Raw genomic sequence first — 22,306 nt, 5'->3', positions numbered from 1 at the left:
TTACGCGGGGTGCGCGATAATGGGAGGCATGCCAGTGATGAATGATGAGGTGCCCGACGAGGGCGATTTCGATGCCGGACGTAGGCGCGGTGAATTCGACGACATCACGCCGGAGGATTTCATCCGTGGAATGGGCAATCCGCCCGGATGGCTCAGCTCCGACGAAATCAACCGCATGCGCGGCGAAATGCCGATTCCCTACGTGCAGATCGTGCCGGTGCGCACCGATGAGCTCGGTCGCGTGGCACAGGTCGGATCGTTGCTGCGAGTCTCCGATGACGGCAGCGTCGAACGGACGCTGATCGCCGGACGTGTGCTCTACCATGAGTCGATTCGCGAGGCGATCGCCCGTAACGTCGCCAAGGATCTGGGAGACATCGCCCTGCCGGTATTGCCGACCAGCCTGCAGCCGTTCACGGTGGCGGAATTCTTCCCCACCCCCGGCATCTCGGATTTCTTCGATGCCCGGCAGCATGCGATTGCGTTGTGCTACGTGGTGCCGATCGCGGGCGATTGCAAGCCGCAGGACGAGACGTTGGACGTGGAATGGGTCGATCCGAACGGTGCGATGCTTGACACGTTCATCGGGCAGATGGGCAACGGATATGGAACGATTGTGAGGCAGGCGCTGGCCTGGGCCGGCCGGTGACGGCTGAGACGCCGACGGGCGAGACGGATTGGAGTATGCAATGGGAATCGAACTGAAGAACACCGTATATCGCGAAGGGAAGGGGATTCCCGTGGTGCTGGTGCACGGGTTCCCGGTGGATCACCGCATGTGGGACCGGTGCGCCGCCGAACTTGCACGGATCGGAGACGAGCACGGCATGGCACGCTTTCCGATTTGGGCTCCGGACATGCCCGGTGCGGGCGAAGGCCCGATTCCGAGCGATGAGGCCAGCGGAGGCAGGGATGCGGACGGCACGTTCCCCCATGCCCTTGACCGCATGGCGGACGCATACGTGGACCTGATTCATGATGCCGGCTACGAAAAGGCCATCTGGGTGGGCCTCTCCATGGGAGGCTACCTGATACTCGACATTCAGCGACTGCATCCCGAAGCGGTGGCCGGCCTTGCCCTGTGCGACACGAAAGCCGATGCGGATTCGACGGCAACGCGTGGCAGACGCGTCGCCATCGCCGAGGAATGCGAAGCCACCGGTACGCATGATCCGGTGATGGGATTCGCCGTGGCCAACGAGACAGACTCCAGCATCAAGCAATCCGCCGAATACGCCCGCCAATTCACACTGTGGATCAACGAGCAGCCGGCCGACGGCATCGCCTGGCGCGAACGCATGGCCGCAGGGCGCCCGGATCTCAACGATGTGCTGGCGAAGGTAAGCACGCCAAGCGCGGTGATCTGCGGCGACAAGGATCCGTCTAGCCCGCCCGAAGTGATGGGTCCGGTGGCGGACGCGATGACCGGCACGAACGTGGACTTCACCATCATCGGCGATTGCGGGCACTTCAGTGCGTATGAGCATCCCGAAGCGGTGGCCGAGGCGCTGCGGCAGCTCGTTCGTAGGATAGCGTGATCGGAGAAGGGAAAGCGATGAGCGTGTTTTCTCCTTTGGCATTGACGCAGGCACTGCCGTTCCTGCCACTGGCACAAGGTGACATCGACTATGAGGTGAGCCGCAGGGGCGAGCCCGACCTATTCGCGAACATACTGTCGGAGCCGGCCACGAAAGTCATCCTCATCAAGGACGGCAAAGTGGCGGTGCCGCACGGACAAGGCGCAATCGCCGGCTACACCAACGTGAACATGCGGCTCGCACAGCTGCCGGGAGGCTACGTCGCGGCCGAACTGCGCTCGCATCCGGCGGCGCTCGCCATCTTCCTCGGCTCGTACGGAGGCCGGCGCGACGAACATGTGGTGGCCGTTGACGTGACCCGCGTGCATGCGGCTGAGACCCCCGTGGCCGACAGCGCCCACGAAGGTGCCGATGACGCCTTCGATGAAGGCGATGCCGCCGAAACGGCCGCTACCGGGCCATCACTGCTTGAATCCGCCGCGGAACGTTTCGACTGGGTTGATCTGCGTGCCTTCGCACCACATGCCAACGCCCGTGAGGCAGGGCAGGCGACCACCGCCATATCGCTGGGCATGTGGCATACGCGCCAGCGTCATTGCCCGACCTGCGGCGCATCGACCGAACCGGCACTCGGAGGCTGGGCCCAACGCTGCACCAACGAGACGGACGGCAGGCGATTGCTGTTTCCCCGTGTGGAACCGGCCGTGATCACGGCGATCATCGACCACACGGACCGTCTGCTGTTGCAGCACAACAGCGCGTGGGGCAATGCCGGACTGTACTCCGTCTCCGCGGGATTCGTGGAATCCGGCGAGAATCTGGAGCATGCCTGCCGCCGTGAAGCCAAGGAAGAGGTCGGCATCGAAGTGGGGGAGCTGCGGTATCTCGGCTCCCAGCCATGGCCGTTCCCCTCATCGCTGATGATGGCGTTCAAAGGGCTTGCCGTGACCACCGATATACGGGTGGATGGTGAGGAGACGCTCTCCGCACGTTGGGTGACCCGTGACGAATACATGAACGAACTGATTGCAGGTCGTATGGAGGCCCCCGGCAAGGCAACAATCGCAAGGTATATGATCGAGGAATGGCTCGGACATGAGCTGCCGTGAACGTGCCGCCGCAATTGGTCATCGCACGGCGTATAGTTGGGGGTTGTTGTGATAGGGGAAGAAGACCATAAGGAACAGCAGCATGTCTGACGAGCGTGAGCAAGCCCTGGCGGGAGACGATACCGTCGTGAGCGCACCGCTTCCGGTAACACCGGCGGTGTTCACTCCCATCGAAGAGTTCGTCATGCCGGAAGCGAAGAAGAAAAGCAGGTGGCCTCTGATCCTCACCCTTAGCCTGATAGGGGTGTTGCTGGTCGCTGCGGTCGCCGGATTCTTTGCCGCTCGCTGGTATTTTCAGGACAAGGCCGCCCCGGGCGTGACCTTCGCCGGGTCCAGCGTTGCAGGGCAGACCAAGGAACAGCTGAAGGACACCGTCACCAATGCGGTGAAGGGCACCACCATCACCATCACGGACAATGACGGCAACACCGCCGCGGCGAAGCTCACCGATCTCGGCGTGACCGTCGACGTCAACAAAACCGTCTCCAATCTGCTTGCCGCCAAGCATGACGATGGCGGCGAACTCGGCTACATCAATGCCGTGAACCCATTCGACAGAAGCAATGTGTCGCTTGCGGCGCAAACCAACGAGCTTGATCTCGCCACGTATGTAACCGACAAGTTCGTGGACGAGGATGAGCGTGCGGTCGCCTCCACCATCACCTACGATGCCGACGAGCAGGCCTTCACCACCGTGAAGGGCCAGGAAGGGCGGGCTCCTGAAACCAGCAAGGTGCTGGCCGCCGTACGGGACGCCATCAATGTGCCGGGCGGCAACAACACCGCATCCATCAGCTACAAGAACGTCGATATGCCGGTCAGCGTGAGTGCGGCACGGCAGGCCGCCAACGAGGCGAACATCCGGCTGAACAACAAGATCGTACTCGACAACGGCAACGGCAAGACCTTCGAACTGCCGGTCGACGCCGTCGCCTCCTGGATCAAGCCGAACGCCGACCTGGACAAGGGCACGATCTCCCTGACCTACGACGAACAGGCCATCGGAAAATATCTTGGTCAGGAAGTGCCGAATCAGCTCAATCAGGACAAGGTCTCGCAGGAAGACGCCGTCGACAGCGACGGTACGGTGCTGGTGACCATGGTCAAGGGCGTGGACGGGGTGAAGGTCAAGAACGTGGCCGCCCTTACGCCGAAGGTGGTGAGCGCCCTGCAAAGCGGCCAAGGTGCGACGATTCCCGTCGACAGCGACGTGGACGCGTTCGATACCGTGCAGAAGAAGTCGGAATATCGCATCGTGGTGGACCGCGCTTCGCAGACCGCCACCGTGTACCGAAATGGTCAGGCGGTCAAGACCTTCCTGGTATGCACGGGAACCGCCGGCAAGCATGAAACCGATCTGGGCACCTACTACATCTATCTGAAGTACAGTGTGCAGGATATGACCGGTCTGAACGATGACGGCTCGCGCTACCTTTCCAAGGATGTGAAATGGGTCGGCTACTTCAACGGCGGCGAGGGATTCCATACGGCAAGCTGGAACGACTATGGCATCGCGCACGGCGATCCGGTGCACTACGGTTCGCATGGCTGCGTGAACATGTACGAGGCGGACGCCAAGTGGATCTACGACAATTGCCCTGAGGGCACAGTCGTGCAGGTGGTGGGCGACATGCCGTCCGGTGCGGTACGCTAGGCACATGAGCGAAGATAACGACAACAAGCTGAACCTCGAAGTGCCTGCACACCTCGAATACTCCGAAGAGCACGTATGGATCGATGCCTCCGTCGAACCGGCCATGGCGGGCATCACCGAATACGCCACCGAACAGTTCGGTGAGCTCGTGTATGTGGATCTGCCGGAGGTAGGCGTTCAGGTCGAAGCGGGCGATGAAGTGGCGGAGCTGGAATCCGCCAAGGCCGTGACCCCTCTGGTATGCCCGGTGGCGGGAACGATCCGTTACGTGAACACCGAGGCATCGGATGATCCGAGCATCATCACGAATGATCCGTACGGCGAAGGCTGGATCTTCAAGATCGAACTCGAGGATGACGAACCGGATCTGCTCGGCCCCGAGGAATACGCGAAAATCGTTACCGAATAGTTGAGCGTCGGCCGTCGTTTTTTGCCGATGCGCCAGGCTTAAAGTACCCTGAAAGTTCCCTGATTTTCGCGTTAGGGTAATGGTTTGTTCTCCCGAGCCTTTTATAGTGGGGATATGAACGAGCCACAGCCACTGCCACAGCGTCAGATCGATGCGGACGATAGTGATGACATGCCCACCGTGCCGATTCCCGCACGCAAGGTCGTCACCACCTTCGATGCCGCCTCACGGCATGAACGCATCGAAATCAAGCCGCCACTGATTCGGTTCTGCCGCCGTGCCATCACGCATGGCTTCGGCATCTGGCTGCGCTTTTCCACCGCATTGGTGCGACGCCTCAACTGGTACCCGCGCGTCGAACCGTATGTCGGCTACGGAACCGAACACTATTCGCGACTGATCTGCCGTACCGTTTTCGGCCCGTTCAAACGTCAGGCCGGACGATTGACCCGCGGTATCCGCGGTATGCTCACCATTCCGTCGCCGCATACGAAAGTGCGCATCGCCATCGACGACGTGCCGTTGGAAACGGTGCAGGTAGGCATCTCCGAAGTGTACGACCAGGTCGACAGGTCCCGTGACGTCTCCAGCGAATTCGCGGCATCCGACTCCGCAGGCTACCTTGATCTGGTCGCCGAACATTCGCTGGAACCGGGCATCCACAACGTGTCGTACCGGGTGCGCAGCCGCAAGCCGGTCACCGCAAGTCTTTTCACGATACCGAGCGGCACGAAGGTCGGCGTGATCTCCGACGTCGACGACACCATCATGGTCACGCAGGCGCCGAGCCTGATGAAGGCGGCCTACAATCTGCTGCTGCTCGATCCCAAGAAAAAAGTGCCGGTGCCGGGCATGAACCTGCTGTTCAACCGCATCGCCGACATGTTCCCGGATGCGCCGTTCTTCTACCTGTCGACGTCGCCATGGAATGTGGAAAGCTCGATCCGGCATTTCATCACCTACCACGGATTCCCGGAGGGACCGCTGTTGCTGCGCGATCTCGACCCGCGGCCGAAGACCTTCATTCCTTCCGGCGTACAGCACAAGCTTGAGTATGCGGAACAACTGATGGCCGATTTCCCCGATATGAAGTTCATTCTCATCGGCGATGACGGCCAGAAGGACCCGACCACGTACGCGACCATCGCCAAGCGGTACCCGGGACGCGTGCTTGCGGTAGGCATCAGGCAGCTTTCGCCGCGCGAATCCGCGGGAGGCTTGGGCACCGTGGCGGGGTTTGCGGCCACGCAGCCGATGCCGGTCACCGACGTGCCCATCTTCGCCGGCACCACCGGGTCCAATCTGATGAAAACCATGATGCCATACCTGAAGCAGCAGCTCGACCAGTAGGCTTCCCTTCCCTCCCAATCTGCCGACATTGAGGGGCCGTGAGTGTCGGTGGTTTGGGTGAGAGAGGATCGGGGTGAAGAGGGTGGGTGTGGCTGCGGTCGGCCCACGGCCTGTGCCATGCGGTCTACGGTCTGTGCCGTGGCTGCGGAACGGTATAATCGCGTTCATGACTGAATTTGAAAACGGCGTTGACGCCGGTGCGCCGGTGGCCAAGCGAGTGCCGCAGGAGCGCGTGTTCCATGGTGATACGTTCGTTGACGACTACGAGTGGCTACGCGACAAGGATTCTGCGGAAGTACGGGAATATGTGGCCGCACAGAACCGGTATTGCGCAATGCGCATGGAACCGTTGAAAACGTTGCGCACCACGCTGTTCGAGGAATTCAAGTCGCATGTGCAGGAGACCGACATGTCGGTGCCGACGCGCATGGACGGCTACTGGTATTTCACACGCACCAAGCAGGGCGAACAATATGGTGTGCAATGCCGTCTGCCTATCCGAGGCGACGACGATTGGGATCCGCCGCACATTGAGGCCGGTGTGCCGATCGACGGCGAACAAATCGTGTTCGATACCAACGTCGAGGCGAAGGGTCACGATTTTTTCCGGATCGGCGGCATGGATATTTCCAAGGACGGCCGTTGGCTGCTTTACGGTGTCGATACCCGTGGAGACGAACGCTACGATTTCCGCATACGCGATCTTGAAACCGGAGAGGAGCTGCCGGAGGTGTTCGAAGGGATCGCCGGGGCATGCTTCACGCCGGATGCGCAATGGGTCTTCTACACCCTGCTTGACGACGCATGGCGCCCGTGCGCGATTATGCGTCACCATGTGGGAACGCCGGTCGCCGACGATGTGGAAGTGTTCCGCGAGGCCGATGAGCGCTTCTGGGTGGGCATCGGGCTGTCATTCGACGAACGCAACATCGTGATCGGCACCGGCTCCAAGACCACCACGGAAGTGCTGCTGCTGCCCACCGATACGCCCGAAGGCGAATTCCGGGCGTTCATTCCGCGTGAAGCCGATGTGGAATACGACGTGAGCTTCGCATGCTTCGAGGGAGCCGGCGAGCATGGCGAGGACATTCCGCTTGCCGTGGTGTACCACAATGCGTTGAATCCGAATTTCGAGATCGACGTGATCGACATGCGTTCGCATGAACCGCCCTATCGCCTGGGCGAGGGCGTGTGCGTGGCCGTCGGATCGCCGTACGGCTGCGAGCGTGGCGACGACGTCGAACCGGGAGCCTCCGCACGGCCGATCGGCACCGCATATTCGAACCCGTGCAACCCCGCCATCCTGCAGGGTGCGCATGGCCTCGGCATTGAAGGCATCGCGATCCATCGGCATTTTGTGGCGCTGCAATACCGCGCGGAAAGTCTGCCGCATGTGGCCGTGATGACCAAGACCGCCGCTGCCGAGGATTTTCTGGCCGGTCGGCCGTGGCGCTTCACCGAGCTCGTGCCGCATGCGCTCGAAGACGATTGGGATGTGGACGAATCCGTGGATGAGGTCAACGAGGAGCGTGCCGAAGTATGGGCCGCGCTGGACCGGGATTATGGCACCGACATCATGGATGCCGACGATACCGCTGGCCCCCATGCACGCAATCTGCACGGGCATGCCGATGTTCTGCAGGCGGCGCAGGGCGAGGGGTCCGCAGTGCACGGCATCTCACGCAAGGCCATGACGTCTTCCGACGGCGCGACGGCCGATGACATGCCGGGGGAGACCCGCAGGCTGTATTCGATCGGTGTGGGCGGCAACCCTTCGTACGATGCGCCGCGCGTGCGCTACTCCTTCTCCAGCTATACGAGGCCGGGCGAACTGCACGATATCGACCCCGCCACCGGCGAGGACCGGCTTCTGAAACGCGCCACCGTGTTGGGCGGTTTCGATCCGCGGGACTATATGGAGCGCCGCGTATGGATCACCGCACGTGACGGCGAACGCATTCCGGTATCGCTCGTGTGGAGGCGCGACGTGCCGACCTGCGATTCGGCCATGTTCATCACCAGCTATGGTGCGTACGAGATCAGCTCCGATCCGGGCTTTGCGGTGTCGCGCATCAGCATGCTTGACAGGGGCGTGCTGTATGTCGTGCCGCATATCCGCGGCGGTGGCGAAATGGGGCGCGCCTGGTACGAGCAGGGGCATCTGCTCAACAAGAAGCATTCCTTCGAGGATTTCGTGGATGCCACGCAGGCTTTGCAACGGGCGGGCCTGGCTTCGCCGGCGCGTACCGTGGCGAACGGCGGATCGGCCGGCGGCCTGCTGATGGGCGCAGTGGCCAATATGGCGCCGGAATGCTATGCGGGCATAGAGGCGGACGTGCCGTTCGTGGATGCGCTGACATCGATTCTTGATCCGTCGCTGCCGTTGACCGTCACCGAATGGGATGAGTGGGGCGATCCGCTGCACAATGCGGATGTGTACCGGTACATGAAGGGGTATACGCCGTATGAGAATGCGCCGGAGTCCGCGGACGACGTGCGCGTGGCGGTGTTCCCGAAGATCTTCATCACCACGTCGATGAACGATACGCGCGTGCTGTACGTGGAGCCGATGAAATGGCTCGCCCGTCTGCAGCATGCCGGCGTGGACGCCGTGGCGAGAATCGAGGTGGAGGCCGGTCATGGCGGCACCTCCGGGCGCTACAAGCAGTGGGAGGAGGTCTCGTACGAGAACGCCTGGTGCCTGAGCGTGATGGGGATCACCAGCTGATCGCAGGCCAGCCCGCACTCGGATCGGCACCAGGATTCGCCCCGTGACGGATGGGGTGTCCACTTGCTGAGCGGCTTTGGCTCGAAGAATGAATCGCTGAGTAGAGTCGCGTGCTATGAGTGAAACAACGAAGAAGTACACCATCGCCGTCATCCCGGGCGATGGCATTGGCAAGGAAGTGACCCCATGGGCCCAGAAGGCTCTGGAGAAGGCGGCCGAAGGCGTCGCCGAATTCGAGTATGAGCACTTCGATCTGGGTGCGGAACGCTACCTGCGTGACGGCGCGATCCTTCCGGAAGAGGAAGAGGATCGCATCAAGCAGACCGATGCGATTCTGCTGGGTGCCGTCGGCGATCCGCGCATCAAGGCCGGCATTCTGGAACGCGGCCTGCTCCTGAAACTCCGCTTCGATCTTGATCAGTACGTGAATCTGCGACCGTCCAAGCTGTACAGGGGTGTGACCTCGCCGCTCGCCGATCCCGGCGACATCGACTTCGTGGTGGTGCGCGAAGGCACCGAAGGCCTGTACTGCGGCGCCGGCGGAGCGGTTCGCCGCGGCACCCCGAACGAAGTGGCCACCGAGGTGTCCATCAACACCGCCTACGGTGTCGAGCGCGTGGTGCGTTACGCTTTCCGGCTGGCCATGAAGCGCAAGAAGCATGTGACGCTCGTGCACAAGAAGAACGTGCTCGTCAACGCGGGCGACATGTGGCAGCGCATCGTCGACAAGGTGGCCGAGGAGTATCCGGAAGTCAGCCACGATTACCTGCACATCGACGCGACCACCATCTTCATGGTGTCGGATCCGTCCCGCTTCGACGTGATCCTGACCGACAATCTGTTCGGCGACATCATCACCGACGAGGCCGGTGCCGTGGTCGGCGGTGTGGGCTACTCCGCCTCCGGCTGCATCAACGCCTCCGACGAGTACCCGTCGATGTTCGAGCCGATCCACGGTTCCGCTCCGGACATCGCCGGCCAGAACAAAGCCAATCCGACCGCTGCGATTCTATCGGCCGCCATGCTGCTGCACCACCTTGGCTTCGACGATACCGCCGCGAGCATCGATGCCGCCGTCGAGGCGGATATCGAGGAGCTGGGCTCCACCGCGCGTTCCACCGATGAGGTCGGACGTGACATCCTGGCACGCATGTAGTCCGCAGGTCCGCCGATAGCGAATGTTCCCCCTGGCGGCCCAGTCCGTCGGAGGGAACATTTTTCAGGGGGGAGATTCAGGGATATCTCGGGGAAATCATTGAGGTAATCGTACGACTTATGCGATACTGTTGAGTTATGAGCGACAATAACGATTTCACCAACGACCAGATCAACAACCCCGCTTCGGCCGACGGTTCGACTCAGGCAAACGGTTCACCGACGAACTACAGCCAGTACGGAGCTGAACAGCCGGCCGCCGACCAAAGCCAGACCGCGAACACCCAGCCGGCCGCCGACTACGGCTCCTACGGCCAGCAGGCTCCCGCACAGCCGAACTACGGCCAGACCGCGGACGGAACGTACAATGCGTACGGCGCCTATGATCAGCAGGCCGGCCAGGCCTATGGGCAGAATGGCTCCTACTATGCGCAGCCCGGACAGGCCGACCAGCCCGCCTACGATCCGTACGCCCAGCAGAACGCCTACACGCAGCAGGGGCAGCAGGGCTATGGCCAGCCGAACTACGGCCAGTACAACTATGGTCAGCCGAACCCGTACGCCCAGCAGTACTATCAGCCGAACGGCCAGCCGCTGCCTCCGGGATACGTGCCTCGCCAGAAGCTCGTGGCCGGTCTGCTCGGCATCTTCCTCGGCAGCCTCGGCGTTCATAACTTCTATCTCGGCAACACCACCAAGGCCGTTGTTCAGCTGTTGCTGACGGTGGTCGGATGGATCGTCCTCATCGGACCGATAGTGTCCAGCATCTGGGGCCTTGTCGAAGGCATCCTGATTCTATGCTCCGACATCGGCTCCCCGTGGCATCGCGATGGCCGCGGCGTAGAGCTGCGCGATTGATGGGCAGAGGCATATACAAGCAGCCGGGCGGTAAACTCGTAGGGGTTACCGCCCGGCTTTGCGATGGGTACTGCCATATCGACGGCGATTTCTTCATGGACGGCAATGAGGCCCGTTCCCGCGAGATGCTGCTGGAGATCGGGCGGGCATTGCTCGAAGGGCGGCCGATCGTCGATATTCCGCAACGATATCCGGATGTCACACTGGTCGGCATGAGCATGCAGGGAATCGAAACGGCCTTTCACAGGGCCGTCGCGCAGGACGGTCAGGTTCCGCGGCAACGGGAACCGCAGGCGCCGCATCAGACGCGGACCGTACCATCGCAGGCATCGCACCACATTCCGACGGACGGCGAATTCGGCGAACTGTCGGCGGAGGAATGCGCCGACAGATGGCGCAATCTCAAGCCGGTCATCCTGCATGACGTGCCGCGCGGCCCGCAGGAGCAGATGGAGACGGACCAACAGTGGGCCCGCGACGTGGCGGCCGGCAGACGTGAGGCGACCCTGCGCATCTGGGAATGGGCCGCTCCGGCCGTGGTGATCGGCAAATTCCAGTCGTTGCCGGACGAGGTCAACGAACAGGCTGCGCGGGCCGAAGGCATTCAGGTGGTACGGCGCTGCACCGGCGGTGGTGCGATGTTCATCGAACCGGGCAACACCATCACCTACTCGCTGTACGCGCCGACGGATTTCGCCAAGGGCGTGAGCGTCGAAGGCTCCTATAGGCTGTGTGACTATTGGCTTGTCGTGGCACTGCGCGAACTTGGCCTGGACGTGCGATTCACCGGATTGAACGACATCGCATCGCAGCACGGCAAGATCGGCGGGGCCGCGCAACGCAGATTCCCACCGGCAGGCGCAGGCCCCGGCGCGATACTGCATCACGTGACGCTCGCCTACGACATCGACGGCGAGAAAATGATGCGCGTGTTGAATGTGTCACGCGAGAAAATGTCGGATAAGGCCGTGAAATCGGCGGTAAAGCGCGTCGATCCGATGCGCTCGCAGACCGGCATGAGCCGTGAGGCGGTGGTGGATCATCTGACTGCCGCGGCCAGGCGCGTTACAATATAGCGCGAATGGTCGAGGGCGATCCGACTGAAGATGGAGGTGCGATGGGTGTGGCCACGCCGAACGGAATCCACGACGAAAGCACGACGCTGCTGCACACCGCACTGTTCAAGCAGGTGTCCAAGGATGAGGCCGAGGAGCTGTTGCCGCATCTGCAGCATGCGGAATACGGCAAGGGCGATTTCATCTTTCGCGAGGGTGACACCGACCACCGCATGTACGTGCTGGAGGAGGGGCGCGTCAAACTGATCCGGCAATCCTCCGACAGGCGTGTGCAGCTGTTGAGCATTCACGCATACGGCGAGCTGCTGGGCGAGATTCCGGTGTTCGATCCTCACGGCGGACCGCGTACGGCCTCCGCGGTGGCGATGACGAACGGTACGCGGGTGGTCTGGTTGGAGCATGACGCGCTGTTCGCCTGGCTTGACGAGCATCCGCGCGTGGCCGTGGACATGCTGCAGGTGCTGGCGCACCGCATGCGCGCCAATAATGAGCGCATCTCCGACTTGGTGTTCATGGATGTGCCCGGTCGGCTGGCGAAGACCTTGCTGAATCTGGCATCGCGGTTCGGCGAACCGGTGGAGGCCGGCCTGAAGGTGCCGCATGATCTGACGCAGGAGGAGATGGCCCAGCTGGTCGGTTCCTCACGCGAAACGGTGAACAAGGCGCTGATGGATTTCGCCAATCGCGGGTGGATCGCGCGCGAAGGCCGCTCGATCGTCATCTATCAGCCGGGCATGCTGATTCGCAGGTCGCGCAGGTAGTGATTTTTCGGCTTGTTTTCAGCATTTTTTGAGATTCGCGCCGGTATGTGATGAACCCGTGACGGCTGTGGGCGTGAAGTTGATTAGTATACCCGCCACTTTAGAATGGGCAACATGCCCAAGAAGAAGACTTTGACTGCTCGACGTGTGCTTACACTGGTGCTTGCCTACATCACGCTCTGTGTGGGTGGCGGCGTCGCGACCAGTGTGTTCCTCCTGCCTGCCGTGCTCGGAGCGAACAGCGTGGCCAAGGCGGTGATTCCATCGCTGACGGTGGAGGGCATTGATTTCGATGTGACCAGCCTGCCGCAGCGCTCCACCTTCTACTACAACGACGGTAAGACCGAATTCGCTGATTTCTATACGCAGAATCGTGAAGTGGTGCCGTTGAAGAAGATCTCCAAGGCCATGCAGCAGGCGGTCGTGGCCCGAGAGGACAAGCGATTCTTCGACCACTCCGGCGTGGACGTGCAGGGCGTGCTCCGCGCATTCGTCCAGACATATCTCAAGGGCGGTGACCAGCAGGGCGGTTCGACCCTGACCCAGCAGTATGTGAAGAACGTACTGGCCACCCAGGCCCGAGAGGACGACGATCCGATCTCCGAATACCATGCATCCGAAGACACCATCGCACGAAAGCTGCGGGAGATGCTCATCGCGGTGCAGATCGAGAAGAAATACTCCAAGGCGGAGATCCTGCAGGGCTATCTCAACATCGCGCAGTTCGGCCGTAACAGCCTATGCGGCGTCGAGATGGCGGCAAAACGCTACTTCAACGTATCCGCCGCCGACCTGAACGTGGTGCAGGCGGCGACCATCGCGGCAATCACCAAGAATCCCCAGAACTTCGACCCCTCCGTGGAGGCCAATCAGGAGGAGGCCGAGCATCAGCGCAACATCGTGCTCAAGCTGATGTACGATCAGGGGTTCATTTCCAGCGAGAAGGAATACAAGGAGGCCGTCAATACGCCTCTGAAAGACACGCTGAACATTCAGGACGTCAGTTCCGGATGCCAGGCGGCCGCCAACAACACCGGCTTCTTCTGCTCGTATGTGGTCAATCAGATCCTGAAGAACAAGGCCTTCGGCAAGGACAGCGAGGCACGTGAAAAGCTGCTGAAGGAAGGCGGCCTGAAAATCGTGACCACGCTCGACCAGAACGCCAACGATGCGGCCATGAAGGCGGCGAACGACACCATACCGGCTGACGATCCGACAGGCTTCGAAGTGATGATAGCGGCCATAAAACCCGGCACGGGCGAGATACTGGCCTTCGGCATCAACCGAACCTACGATGCGACCGATGATGCGAAGAACGACGAGACCAAGACGTCGATGAACTACATGGTCGACGAGGAAGACGGCGGTGGCATGGGCTTCAACGTCGGTTCCACATGGAAGCCGATCAATCTGGTGGCCTGGATGCAGCAAGGCCATTCCATCAACGAGTCGTTGACCACCTCCACAAGCTATGCGATGTCGAAATTCAGCTGCAACGACTACTACTTCACCGGTCGGGCATGGAGCGTGCAGAATTCCGGTGGAGGCACCACCTCACCGGAAACCCCGCTGCAGGGCCTGATCAGATCCCATAACACCACGCAGGCCTCAATGGCTTCGACGATCGGCCTGTGCGCCATTGCGGACGCCGCCAAGGAGATGGGCTACCATAACGCGACCGCAAACGCCACCGACATCTACTCGGCGAATTCGTTCCAGCCGCCAATGACCATCGGTACCGTGCAGGCATCGCCGCTCACCATGGCGAACGTATACGCCACGCTCGGCGCCAACGGTGTGGAGTGCACGCCCATCGCCATCACCAAGGTGACCGATCGCAGCGGCTCCGATGTGAAGGTGCCGTCCGCGAACTGCCATCAGGCGATCAGCTCGGAAATCGCGCAGACCACCGCATACGCCCTGAACCAAGGCGTCGTGGTCTCCGGCGGCGAGGCCGCCACCACACAGCTCGACAATGGCCGCAAGACCTTCGCGAAAACCGGTACGAATGAGAATACGGTGATGACCACGGCAGGCTTTGTGCCGAATCAGGTGGCCGCATTCGTGGCCGTGGCCGATGCGCAGGATCCGATCCACAACACCTTCGACTACAAGACCATCAACGGTGTATACCATTCGAACTGGTACGGCATGTACATCGCCACCCCTGCCTGGAAGGAGTTCATGAACACCTATCTGGCGGCGATCAATGCTCCGATAGACAACGACTACGGACAACCTGCGGCACAGTACACCACGACGAAGAAATCCTCCGGACAGCAAAAGGAGCAGACACAGACGCAAACGCAGGAACAGGAGCAGCAGACCCAACAGGATACCAATCAGCAGCAAGAGGATCAGTAGATCCGATCGTATGCTGATGTCACTTTGCGAAAGTGAACAGTCCATGAACGCCCGCCCCAACCGGCGGGCGTTCTGCCTAGAATGCAGGTAAGGCCGGGTGGATGCCGGCGATCGGCATGATCCGAACGGTAACGCTGTGTGAACTATAGAGAGGTGGAGTCATGGGTGACGTCGAGAAATCCAAGAAGAAGGACAAGAAGAAGGGGCCGGCGCGTCTGTTCGAGCCGATGACCCTGCGTGGCGTGACCGTGCGCAACCGCATCTGGCTGCCGCCGATGGATACGTATTCGGCGTTCGCGCAGGACGGCCGCCCCACGCCATTCCACTACCAGCACTATGTGTCGCGTGCCATGGGCGGTTTCGGCATGATCATCATGGAATCCACCGCAGTGGCACCCGAGGGGCGCATCTCGCCCTGCGATCTGGGCCTGTGGAGCGACGACCAGATGGACGCGTGGCGATGGATCGTAGCGGATGCCAAAGCCGCCGGCGCTACCATGGCCGTGCAGCTCAACCATGCCGGCCGCAAGGCCTCCACAGGCTGTTTCGCCGTGGGGTTCGACGGCGAGAGCGTACCGGAGGAGTTCGGCGGATGGCGGACCGTATGCCCGAGTGCGAACGCATACGGTTCGTTACGTGCCCCGCGTGCGTTGGGCGTGGATGAGATCCATACGATTGTGGCGCAGTTCCGCGATGCCGCATGGCGCGCCTACGATATCGGCTTCGATGCCGTGCAGATCCATGCGGCCCACGGCTATCTGCTGTCGCAATTCCTCGATCCGCTGATCAACGAACGCGAGGATGAATACGGCGGATCCTTCGAGAACCGCATTCGCATACTAGTCGACGTGGTGGAGGCGGTGCGCACCGTCATCCCCGACGATATGCCGGTGCTGGTGCGCATCTCCGCCACCGATTGGGCCGCGGGCGGATGGGATCTCGATCAGAGCGTCGATCTGGCCAAGGTGCTGAAGGAACATGGGGTCGACTTGGTGGATGTATCCACGGGAGGTCTCATTCCAGGCGTGACCATCCCGGTCAAACCGGGCTATCAGGTGCCGTTCTCCGAACAGATCCGTTCACGCGCCGACATTCCGGTGACGGCGGTGGGACTCATCACCAAGCCGAAGCAGGCGGAGAAGGTGCTGAAGGCCGGGCAGGCGGATGTCATCGAAATCGGACGTGCGGCATTGCGCGATCCGTACTGGCCGTTGCGTGCGGCGAACAAGCTGGGCATATCGATCGAGGAGGCGCCGTATCCGGCGCAGTATGTACGGGGTGCCTTCCGCTGATCATCTCCTCGGAGACGACCCGCGCCTGCAAAGGTGACGGTCGTCAGGAAGATTGCGTGCGGATGAACGAGCGGGAGGGCGGCGCCGCCCTCCCACGGTTCACGCACTCACCTACGCATCGATGCCGACGGCCTGGCTGACGTGATCGAAACCGTCACGCTTGAGCAGCTCGGCAAGGCCGCGCTTCAACACGGTGATCTGCTGTGGCCCGCGATACATCAGGGCGCTGATGAACATGACCAGGCTTGATCCGGAACGAATCTTCTCGTAAGCCTGCTTCGGCGTGAAGACGCCTCCGATGCCTGCGATGGCGAAACGGTCGCCGTACTCACGATAGGTCTGCCTGATCATCGCATTGCTGGCCGCATAGCAGGGGGAGCCGGACAGGCCGCCCTCCCAGTCGCGCGGAATCTCCATGCCGGTGCGGTCCTTCTGCAGGTTCGCAATCGACAGTCCCTGCACATTATGTTCGGAAAGCACCTCAAGCAGATCCCTGAACTCGGCCCAGCTCTTGTTCAACGGCATCTTCACGAGCGTCGGCTGGGGACGGTCGATCCTGTCGAGCTCGGTGAACAGTCTGTCGAGTGCCTCGGGACTTTCGTTGAACGGTTCGCCGGCCATCGTGTTCGGGCAGGAGATGTTCACCTCCACCATGGCGGAACGGCCTGCCGCACGGCGCATCGAAATGCAGTAGTCCTCGATGCCCTCGTCAAGGTCGCCGGTCTTATCATCGTTCGTGCGGGCGATGGAAATCGAGACCTGCATGCTCTTCGCATCATGCCAGGCATGTTCGGCGCGTGGGATCACCTGCTCCGAACCGTCGTTGGCAAGACCGACATGCACCATCATCGAATCGTATTCGGGCAGGCGGTGGAACCACGGCTTTTCATTGCCAGGGCAAGGACGTGAGGTGGTGGAGCCGACCGTTTCGAAACCGAAACCGACATTATCCATGAGCACCGGCATCTCGCAGTTCTTGTCGAGACCTGCGGAAAGACCGAATGGATTGGCGAAGTCGATGCCCATCACGTTCGTTTCGAGCACCGGGTCGGTATAGTTGAGCATTTCGCGGCATAGCCACATCAGCGGCGGAATGTTCTTGGTGACCTTGCAGAATTCGATCATCTGATCGTGCGCCACATCGGGCTGGTGGTTGAAGACGAAGTACGGCTTGATGACGTGCTTGTATCCGAAGGTGAAAAGGTCCGTGGTGGCCTTGTTCACCGCGTCGTGCCAGAAATTTTCAGAAACATATGCCATGGTTCACTATTTTCGCACCGTTGGGGAGGAATCTTCAACCGGCGATGGATAAATGCCGGATCGGAGTGATGGAATGGTGGCTTTCGCGCCGTTCCGGATTGGTCTTCAACTGCTTTCCGAGGCGTGGCGACGGCCGGGGACGGCCGGACGTTGCTCTGGGTTGATTCCAAGCCGCTTCTCGGGTTGAAACGGTACCGAACCGACGGTTTGAATGATATGGTGAGTTGGATTGTTGCGTGAGGAGGTGCGGCGATGACGGAACGAACCTGCGTGGTGATGCCCACCTACAACGAGTTGGAGAACCTGCGTCCGACCATCGGCGGGATCTTCGCATGCCGCCCGTCGGTTGAGATCCTGATCGTCGACGACGGTTCCCCCGATGGCACCGGCGAGCTGGCCGACCGAATGGCGATTGAGGATCCGCGCATCCATGTGCTGCACCGCGCCGGGAAGAACGGTCTCGGACCGGCCTATCTGGCTGGCTTCGCATGGGCGCTGAACCAAGGTTTCGATGTGATCTGCGAAATGGACATGGATGGCTCGCATCGACCGCAGGATCTGCCGAAATTGCTGGACGCGCTCGCAGGCGGGACCTCCGGTGCCGTACCGGACCTGGTGATCGGTTCGCGCCGCGTGGACGGCGGGCGTACGGAAGGCTGGTCGGCGTTCCGTGATCTCATCTCGCGCGGCGGATCGTGGTATGCGCGAACGATGCTGGGGATTGACGTCCGTGATATGACCGCTGGATTTCGCGCCTATCGTGCGTCGATGTTGCGGGCCCTAGACCTGGATGCGATCGAGGCGAACGGCTATGTGTTCCAGATCGACATGACCCGTCGTGTGGCGGCCGCCGGCGGAAGAATCGTGGAAGTGCCGATCGTGTTCCCGGATCGGGTGCGGGGCAAGTCGAAGATGAGCAATGCCATCGTGGTCGAAGCGATGCGTCGCGTCACCGTCTGGGGGCTGCGAAGACTGCTCCGCAAGTGATTCGTGGGATATCGGCAGGTCACCGATCCACATGCGCGGTGAAGACCGCATGGCGAAATTGCGCCGCGTTCAACGCGTTAGGGTGGAAGTGATACGTGCGATGACACGTGCGGTTTTGTGCGGTTCGACCGTAATCGGTTAACGTTTTTACTGCGAAAAACGCCCGAAACGCTCATTCCAGTTTTTATTTTGAGTGAACGTGTGCGATAATGTTCGAATGATATCGTCACAACGTCAGCATCTGATACTGAGCCGATTGCGCACCCGTGGTGCGGTTCGTATTACCGCGCTATCCAAGGAATTGGGCGTCTCCGCCATGACCATTCGCCGTGATATCGCCGATTTGGCCGACAAGGGCCTGCTCAAGCGTGTGCACGGCGGCGCGGTCACCACCAGCACATTGCTGAGCGAGCCGCTGTTCTCCGTAAAGTCGCAGATGGACATCGGACTTAAGGACGCCATCGCGCAGGAAGCCATCAAATACGTGGCTCCCGGTGACGTGATCGCCATCGGCGGCGGCACCACCGCCTACGTGTTCGCGCAGCATCTGCTCGAATCGCAGCAATCCTCCGGAATCACCATCCTGACCAATTCCATTCCCGTGGCGGAACTGGTGCAGGCGCTGGAATCGAAAGACGTGGAAGTCATCGTGACCGGCGGCGTGACCACCCGTTCCAACTCGCTGGTAGGGCCGATCGCCGACAAGGTGGTCGCCTCCCTGCGCGTCAACACCGTATTCCTGGGCACGCATTCCGTGTCCATTCCACGCGGCTTCCTCATGCCGAACTCGCTTGAGGCCGCGACCGATATGGCATTGATGGACATTGCCGATCGGACGATAATTTTGACCGATCACACCAAGTGGAGCTGCACGTCGTTGTCGCTGTTCGCACGCTTCGATCAGGTTGACACGGTCATTACCGATGATGGACTCGATCCCGATTCGGTTGGGAAAACAAGGGATTTGGTTAAAGAGCTCGTGCTGGCGCACCAGACCGAGCAGATGCAGGAAAGTGAGTAATCACCATGAGTGAATTCGCAAACTATGCTCCTGGAGAATATGCGAAGGAACACATCCGTATCACCCCGACCACGCTTGCCGATGGCCGTGACTTCTTCTATCTCGACGACGATCCGGAATACGTCTCCGGAGCCAAGACCCGCGAGCTGAACGATCCGCGTCAACTGGCCTACCGCTTCTCCAACCAGCTCAATGCGGCCGGCGAGGAAGTGCCGTACGCCGCTCCGGAAATGCGTCGCGACCCGCTGACCGGCGACTGGATTCCGATGGCGACCGCGCGCATGAACCGCCCGATCACCGCCGGACCCGGCGCCACCGCCAAGGGCAACCCGCTGGCCGCACGCAAGCCGGGCGATCCGTATCAGGACGGCGAAGTGCCCGACACCGACTACAACGTGGTCGTGTTCGAAAACCGTTTCCCGTCGATGGTACGTGTTCCGGGCCGTTCCGAAGCCGTGGAATACGTCGACGGCAACCCGCTGTGGGAGAAGAAGCTCGCCGCAGGCCGCTGCGAAGTGATCTGCTTCGATCCGGACGAGAATGGCCTGCCGGCCGATCTGCCGGTCTCCCGCCTGCGCACGGTTGTGGAGGCATGGGCCTTCCGCACCGCCGAAATCTCCAAGATCGACGGCATCGAGCAGATCTTCCCGTTCGAGAACCACGGACAGGAAATCGGCGTCTCCCTGGCCCATCCGCACGGCCAAGTCTACTGCTACCCATTCATCGCACCGAAGATGGAAACCGAACTGCAGCATACCGAAGCCTATCACGAGAACACCGGCGGCAATCTGCTCAAGGATCTCATGAACGCCGAAATCGAAGCCGGGGAGCGCATCGTGATGCGCAACCACAGCTGGGTCGCCTACGTGCCGGCCGCCGCCCGCTGGCCGCTCGAGGTGCATGTGGCCCCGGTACGCGACGTGCTCACCCTCGACGAGCTCAACGATCAGGAACGCTGGGACCTCGCCGTGATGTACTCCACCCTGCTGAAGCGCGGCAACGCGTTCTTCGACAAAGGTGACGGCAAGGGCATGGATCTGCCGTACATCGCCGCATGGCATCAGGCTCCGATCCACGACGCACGCCGTGAAAACTACCGCCTTAACCTACAATTCTTCTCCTTCCGCCGCGCCGCGAACAAGATCAAGTATCTGGCGGGATCCGAATCCGGCATGGCCGCATGGGTCTCCGACACCACTCCGGAACTCATCGCCAAGCGATTCCACGAGCTCGGACCGATCGACATCGAAGGCTGACCGGGGTCAATACGAACATAAAGGAAACACCAATGACTGATGTTGAATTCATTGAGCCGCTCTCGCATGACGAGGGCGTGAAGATCGCCGTCGATCTGTTTAAGGCCACCTATGGAGAGGAACCGGCCGGCGTATGGGCCGCTCCGGGGCGTGTGAACCTGATCGGCGAGCACACCGACTACAACGCGGGCCTATGCCTGCCGATCGCGCTGCCGCATCGTACGTTCATCGCGTTGAAACCGCGCGAAGACACGAAAGTACACGTGGTCTCCGATGTGGCGCCGGATGCCGTGACCGAAGCGGACCTCGACGGCCTGACCGCCGGTGGCGTGGAAGGATGGGCCGCCTATCCGGTGGGCGTGGCCTGGGCATTGCGCGAATCCGGCTTCGACGCCGTGAAAGGCTTCGACGCAGCCTTCTCATCCTGCGTGCCGCTGGGCTCGGGACTGAGCTCCTCGGCCGCCATGACCTGCTCCACCGCGCTCGCGCTTGACGACGTGTACGGGTTGGGCTATGGTTCCAGCGACGCCGGCCGCGTGACCCTGATCAACGCCGCCATCAAGTCCGAGAACGACATGGCGGGTGCCTCCACCGGCGGCCTTGACCAGAACGCCTCCATGCGTTGCTCGCTCGGCCACGCGATCCGACTCGATTGCAAGCCGGGCCTGTCCGCTGTGGAAAGCGTCGAGCCGAAGGAATTCGATCTCGACAAGTATGGCCTGGAACTGCTGGTGCTCGACACCCGCGCCCCGCATCAGCTCAACGACGGCCAGTACGCGCAGCGCCGCTCCACCTGCGAGAAGGCCGCTGGGATACTCGGCGTCGCCAACCTGCGCGTCACCGCCGAAGCCGTTGCGGCCTCCGCCGATCCGGCCGCCGCGCTTGCGGACGTGCTTGACAGGCTGGAAGACGAGACCATGAAGAAGCGCGTGCGCCACGTCGTCACCGAAATCGGACGTGTGGACCGGTTCGTGGATGCCTTCGCCGCGGGCGACATCAAGACCGCCGGCGATCTGTTCAACGCCTCGCATGACTCATTGCGCGACGATTACGAGGTCACCGTGCCGGAACTCGATACCGCCGTGGATGTGGCCCGTGCCAATGGCGCGTACGGCGCCCGCATGACCGGCGGCGGCTTCGGCGGCTCCATCATCGCGTTGGTCGACAAGGGCCAGGGCCATGAGATCGCCCAGAAGATCGCCGATGAATTCGAGTCCAAGGGCTTCAACGCCCCACGTGCCCTGCCGGCATTCGCCGCAGCCGCCGCGAGCCGCGAAATCTGAAGCCATGATCGCATGGGGGTGCTTCGATGGGTGCCATCATCAGGGCAACCCTAGGTGAAAAGGTGAGATACAGTCGCGCACGATTCTCCAAGATGTATTTTTTGGAGAATCGTGCGCGATTTCTTAGGTGGGATCTCATTGATTTGTAATGAGAATCCTAATTAAATACCCCCTAGAGGTGGATTCATCCTTACTTGAAGCCATG

Annotated in this window: 18 protein-coding genes; 17 read left to right on the top strand and 1 reads right to left on the bottom strand. The window is 61.3% G+C overall.

Annotated elements, in window-relative coordinates; all coding sequences use genetic code 11:
• Window positions 1-28 precede the first annotated feature (28 nt).
• The 13 genes from BMOU_RS03465 to BMOU_RS03405 all read left to right on the top strand — a co-directional run bounded on the left by BMOU_RS03465 (window position 29) and on the right by BMOU_RS03405 (window position 16,294).
• The gene (locus tag BMOU_RS03465; RefSeq protein WP_034874901.1) at window positions 29-649 is read left to right on the top strand and encodes an NUDIX hydrolase family protein; all 621 of its coding nucleotides are present in this window, start codon (window positions 29-31) and stop codon (window positions 647-649) included.
• Between the two features lie 40 nt (window positions 650-689).
• On the top strand, window positions 690-1,538 hold the full coding sequence (locus tag BMOU_RS03460) for an alpha/beta fold hydrolase (RefSeq protein ID WP_034874899.1): 849 nt from the start codon (window positions 690-692) through the stop codon (window positions 1,536-1,538).
• Between the two features lie 17 nt (window positions 1,539-1,555).
• Window positions 1,556-2,647, top strand: a complete 1,092-nt coding sequence (nudC, locus tag BMOU_RS03455) for an NAD(+) diphosphatase (RefSeq protein ID WP_034874898.1) — start codon at window positions 1,556-1,558, stop codon at window positions 2,645-2,647.
• Window positions 2,648-2,729: 82 nt separating this feature from the next.
• Window positions 2,730-4,301, top strand: coding sequence for a L,D-transpeptidase (locus BMOU_RS03450; protein ID WP_034874896.1), 1,572 nt, complete (start codon window positions 2,730-2,732; stop codon window positions 4,299-4,301).
• Between the two features lie 4 nt (window positions 4,302-4,305).
• On the top strand, window positions 4,306-4,710 hold the full coding sequence (gene gcvH / locus BMOU_RS03445) for a glycine cleavage system protein GcvH (protein WP_034874895.1): 405 nt from the start codon (window positions 4,306-4,308) through the stop codon (window positions 4,708-4,710).
• 114 nt (window positions 4,711-4,824) lie between these two features.
• Window positions 4,825-6,060, top strand: coding sequence for an App1 family protein (locus BMOU_RS03440; protein WP_034874893.1), 1,236 nt, complete (start codon window positions 4,825-4,827; stop codon window positions 6,058-6,060).
• Between the two features lie 166 nt (window positions 6,061-6,226).
• Window positions 6,227-8,788 (top strand): S9 family peptidase, encoded by a 2,562-nt coding sequence (locus BMOU_RS03435; protein ID WP_034874891.1) that lies wholly within the window; start codon window positions 6,227-6,229, stop codon window positions 8,786-8,788.
• Between the two features lie 115 nt (window positions 8,789-8,903).
• Complete coding sequence (locus tag BMOU_RS03430) at window positions 8,904-9,944, top strand: 3-isopropylmalate dehydrogenase (protein WP_034874889.1); 1,041 nt, start codon at window positions 8,904-8,906, stop codon at window positions 9,942-9,944.
• Window positions 9,945-10,081: 137 nt separating this feature from the next.
• Window positions 10,082-10,801, top strand: a complete 720-nt coding sequence (locus BMOU_RS03425) for a TM2 domain-containing protein (protein WP_034874888.1) — start codon at window positions 10,082-10,084, stop codon at window positions 10,799-10,801.
• Window positions 10,801-11,877, top strand: a complete 1,077-nt coding sequence (locus BMOU_RS03420) for a lipoate--protein ligase family protein (RefSeq protein ID WP_034874885.1) — start codon at window positions 10,801-10,803, stop codon at window positions 11,875-11,877. Before BMOU_RS03425 ends, BMOU_RS03420 begins: the two co-directional genes overlap by 1 nt.
• Before the next feature lie 41 nt (window positions 11,878-11,918).
• Window positions 11,919-12,638, top strand: coding sequence for a Crp/Fnr family transcriptional regulator (locus BMOU_RS03415; RefSeq protein ID WP_034874883.1), 720 nt, complete (start codon window positions 11,919-11,921; stop codon window positions 12,636-12,638).
• A gap of 105 nt (window positions 12,639-12,743) precedes the next feature.
• Complete coding sequence (locus tag BMOU_RS03410; RefSeq protein WP_034874881.1) at window positions 12,744-15,002, top strand: transglycosylase domain-containing protein; 2,259 nt, start codon at window positions 12,744-12,746, stop codon at window positions 15,000-15,002.
• A 161-nt stretch (window positions 15,003-15,163) separates the two neighbouring features.
• Window positions 15,164-16,294 carry an NADH:flavin oxidoreductase/NADH oxidase gene (locus tag BMOU_RS03405; RefSeq protein WP_034874879.1) on the top strand — a complete coding sequence of 377 codons (1,131 nt, stop codon included), beginning with the start codon at window positions 15,164-15,166 and terminating at the stop codon, window positions 16,292-16,294.
• 111 nt (window positions 16,295-16,405) lie between these two features.
• Here BMOU_RS03405 and BMOU_RS03400 read toward each other — a convergent pair whose 3' ends face one another.
• Window positions 16,406-17,554, bottom strand: coding sequence for a quinone-dependent dihydroorotate dehydrogenase (locus BMOU_RS03400; protein WP_034874877.1), 1,149 nt, complete (start codon window positions 17,552-17,554; stop codon window positions 16,406-16,408).
• 252 nt (window positions 17,555-17,806) lie between these two features.
• On the opposite strand from BMOU_RS03400, the gene BMOU_RS03395 reads away from it, so the two are divergent.
• The 4 genes from BMOU_RS03395 (at window position 17,807) to galK (ending at window position 22,101) form a co-directional block, all read left to right on the top strand.
• Window positions 17,807-18,541 (top strand): polyprenol monophosphomannose synthase, encoded by a 735-nt coding sequence (locus BMOU_RS03395; protein ID WP_034874875.1) that lies wholly within the window; start codon window positions 17,807-17,809, stop codon window positions 18,539-18,541.
• A gap of 217 nt (window positions 18,542-18,758) precedes the next feature.
• Window positions 18,759-19,562, top strand: a complete 804-nt coding sequence (locus BMOU_RS03390) for a DeoR/GlpR family DNA-binding transcription regulator (protein WP_034874874.1) — start codon at window positions 18,759-18,761, stop codon at window positions 19,560-19,562.
• 5 nt (window positions 19,563-19,567) lie between these two features.
• Window positions 19,568-20,818, top strand: coding sequence for a galactose-1-phosphate uridylyltransferase (gene galT / locus BMOU_RS03385; RefSeq protein WP_034874872.1), 1,251 nt, complete (start codon window positions 19,568-19,570; stop codon window positions 20,816-20,818).
• Window positions 20,819-20,850: 32 nt separating this feature from the next.
• A complete protein-coding gene (galK, locus tag BMOU_RS03380) occupies window positions 20,851-22,101 on the top strand; it encodes a galactokinase (RefSeq protein WP_034874869.1) in 1,251 nt (416 codons plus the stop codon).
• Window positions 22,102-22,306: the final 205 nt, after the last annotated feature.

Source organism: Bifidobacterium moukalabense DSM 27321 (assembly GCF_000522505.1).
Classification (GTDB): domain Bacteria; phylum Actinomycetota; class Actinomycetes; order Actinomycetales; family Bifidobacteriaceae; genus Bifidobacterium; species Bifidobacterium moukalabense.
The sequence above is the reverse complement of the archived record's forward strand: the minus strand, read 5'-3'. Positions and strand labels throughout refer to the sequence as shown.

Coding starts and splice junctions, on each gene's coding strand:
- BMOU_RS03465 (WP_034874901.1), top strand. CDS start 29: ATGCCAGTGATGAATGATGAGGTGCCCGACGAGGGCGATTTCGATGCC.
- BMOU_RS03460 (WP_034874899.1), top strand. CDS start 690: ATGGGAATCGAACTGAAGAACACCGTATATCGCGAAGGGAAGGGGATT.
- nudC (WP_034874898.1), top strand. CDS start 1,556: ATGAGCGTGTTTTCTCCTTTGGCATTGACGCAGGCACTGCCGTTCCTG.
- BMOU_RS03450 (WP_034874896.1), top strand. CDS start 2,730: ATGTCTGACGAGCGTGAGCAAGCCCTGGCGGGAGACGATACCGTCGTG.
- gcvH (WP_034874895.1), top strand. CDS start 4,306: ATGAGCGAAGATAACGACAACAAGCTGAACCTCGAAGTGCCTGCACAC.
- BMOU_RS03440 (WP_034874893.1), top strand. CDS start 4,825: ATGAACGAGCCACAGCCACTGCCACAGCGTCAGATCGATGCGGACGAT.
- BMOU_RS03435 (WP_034874891.1), top strand. CDS start 6,227: ATGACTGAATTTGAAAACGGCGTTGACGCCGGTGCGCCGGTGGCCAAG.
- BMOU_RS03430 (WP_034874889.1), top strand. CDS start 8,904: ATGAGTGAAACAACGAAGAAGTACACCATCGCCGTCATCCCGGGCGAT.
- BMOU_RS03425 (WP_034874888.1), top strand. CDS start 10,082: ATGAGCGACAATAACGATTTCACCAACGACCAGATCAACAACCCCGCT.
- BMOU_RS03420 (WP_034874885.1), top strand. CDS start 10,801: ATGGGCAGAGGCATATACAAGCAGCCGGGCGGTAAACTCGTAGGGGTT.
- BMOU_RS03415 (WP_034874883.1), top strand. CDS start 11,919: ATGGGTGTGGCCACGCCGAACGGAATCCACGACGAAAGCACGACGCTG.
- BMOU_RS03410 (WP_034874881.1), top strand. CDS start 12,744: ATGGGCAACATGCCCAAGAAGAAGACTTTGACTGCTCGACGTGTGCTT.
- BMOU_RS03405 (WP_034874879.1), top strand. CDS start 15,164: ATGGGTGACGTCGAGAAATCCAAGAAGAAGGACAAGAAGAAGGGGCCG.
- BMOU_RS03400 (WP_034874877.1), bottom strand. CDS start 17,554: ATGGCATATGTTTCTGAAAATTTCTGGCACGACGCGGTGAACAAGGCC.
- BMOU_RS03395 (WP_034874875.1), top strand. CDS start 17,807: ATGACGGAACGAACCTGCGTGGTGATGCCCACCTACAACGAGTTGGAG.
- BMOU_RS03390 (WP_034874874.1), top strand. CDS start 18,759: ATGATATCGTCACAACGTCAGCATCTGATACTGAGCCGATTGCGCACC.
- galT (WP_034874872.1), top strand. CDS start 19,568: ATGAGTGAATTCGCAAACTATGCTCCTGGAGAATATGCGAAGGAACAC.
- galK (WP_034874869.1), top strand. CDS start 20,851: ATGACTGATGTTGAATTCATTGAGCCGCTCTCGCATGACGAGGGCGTG.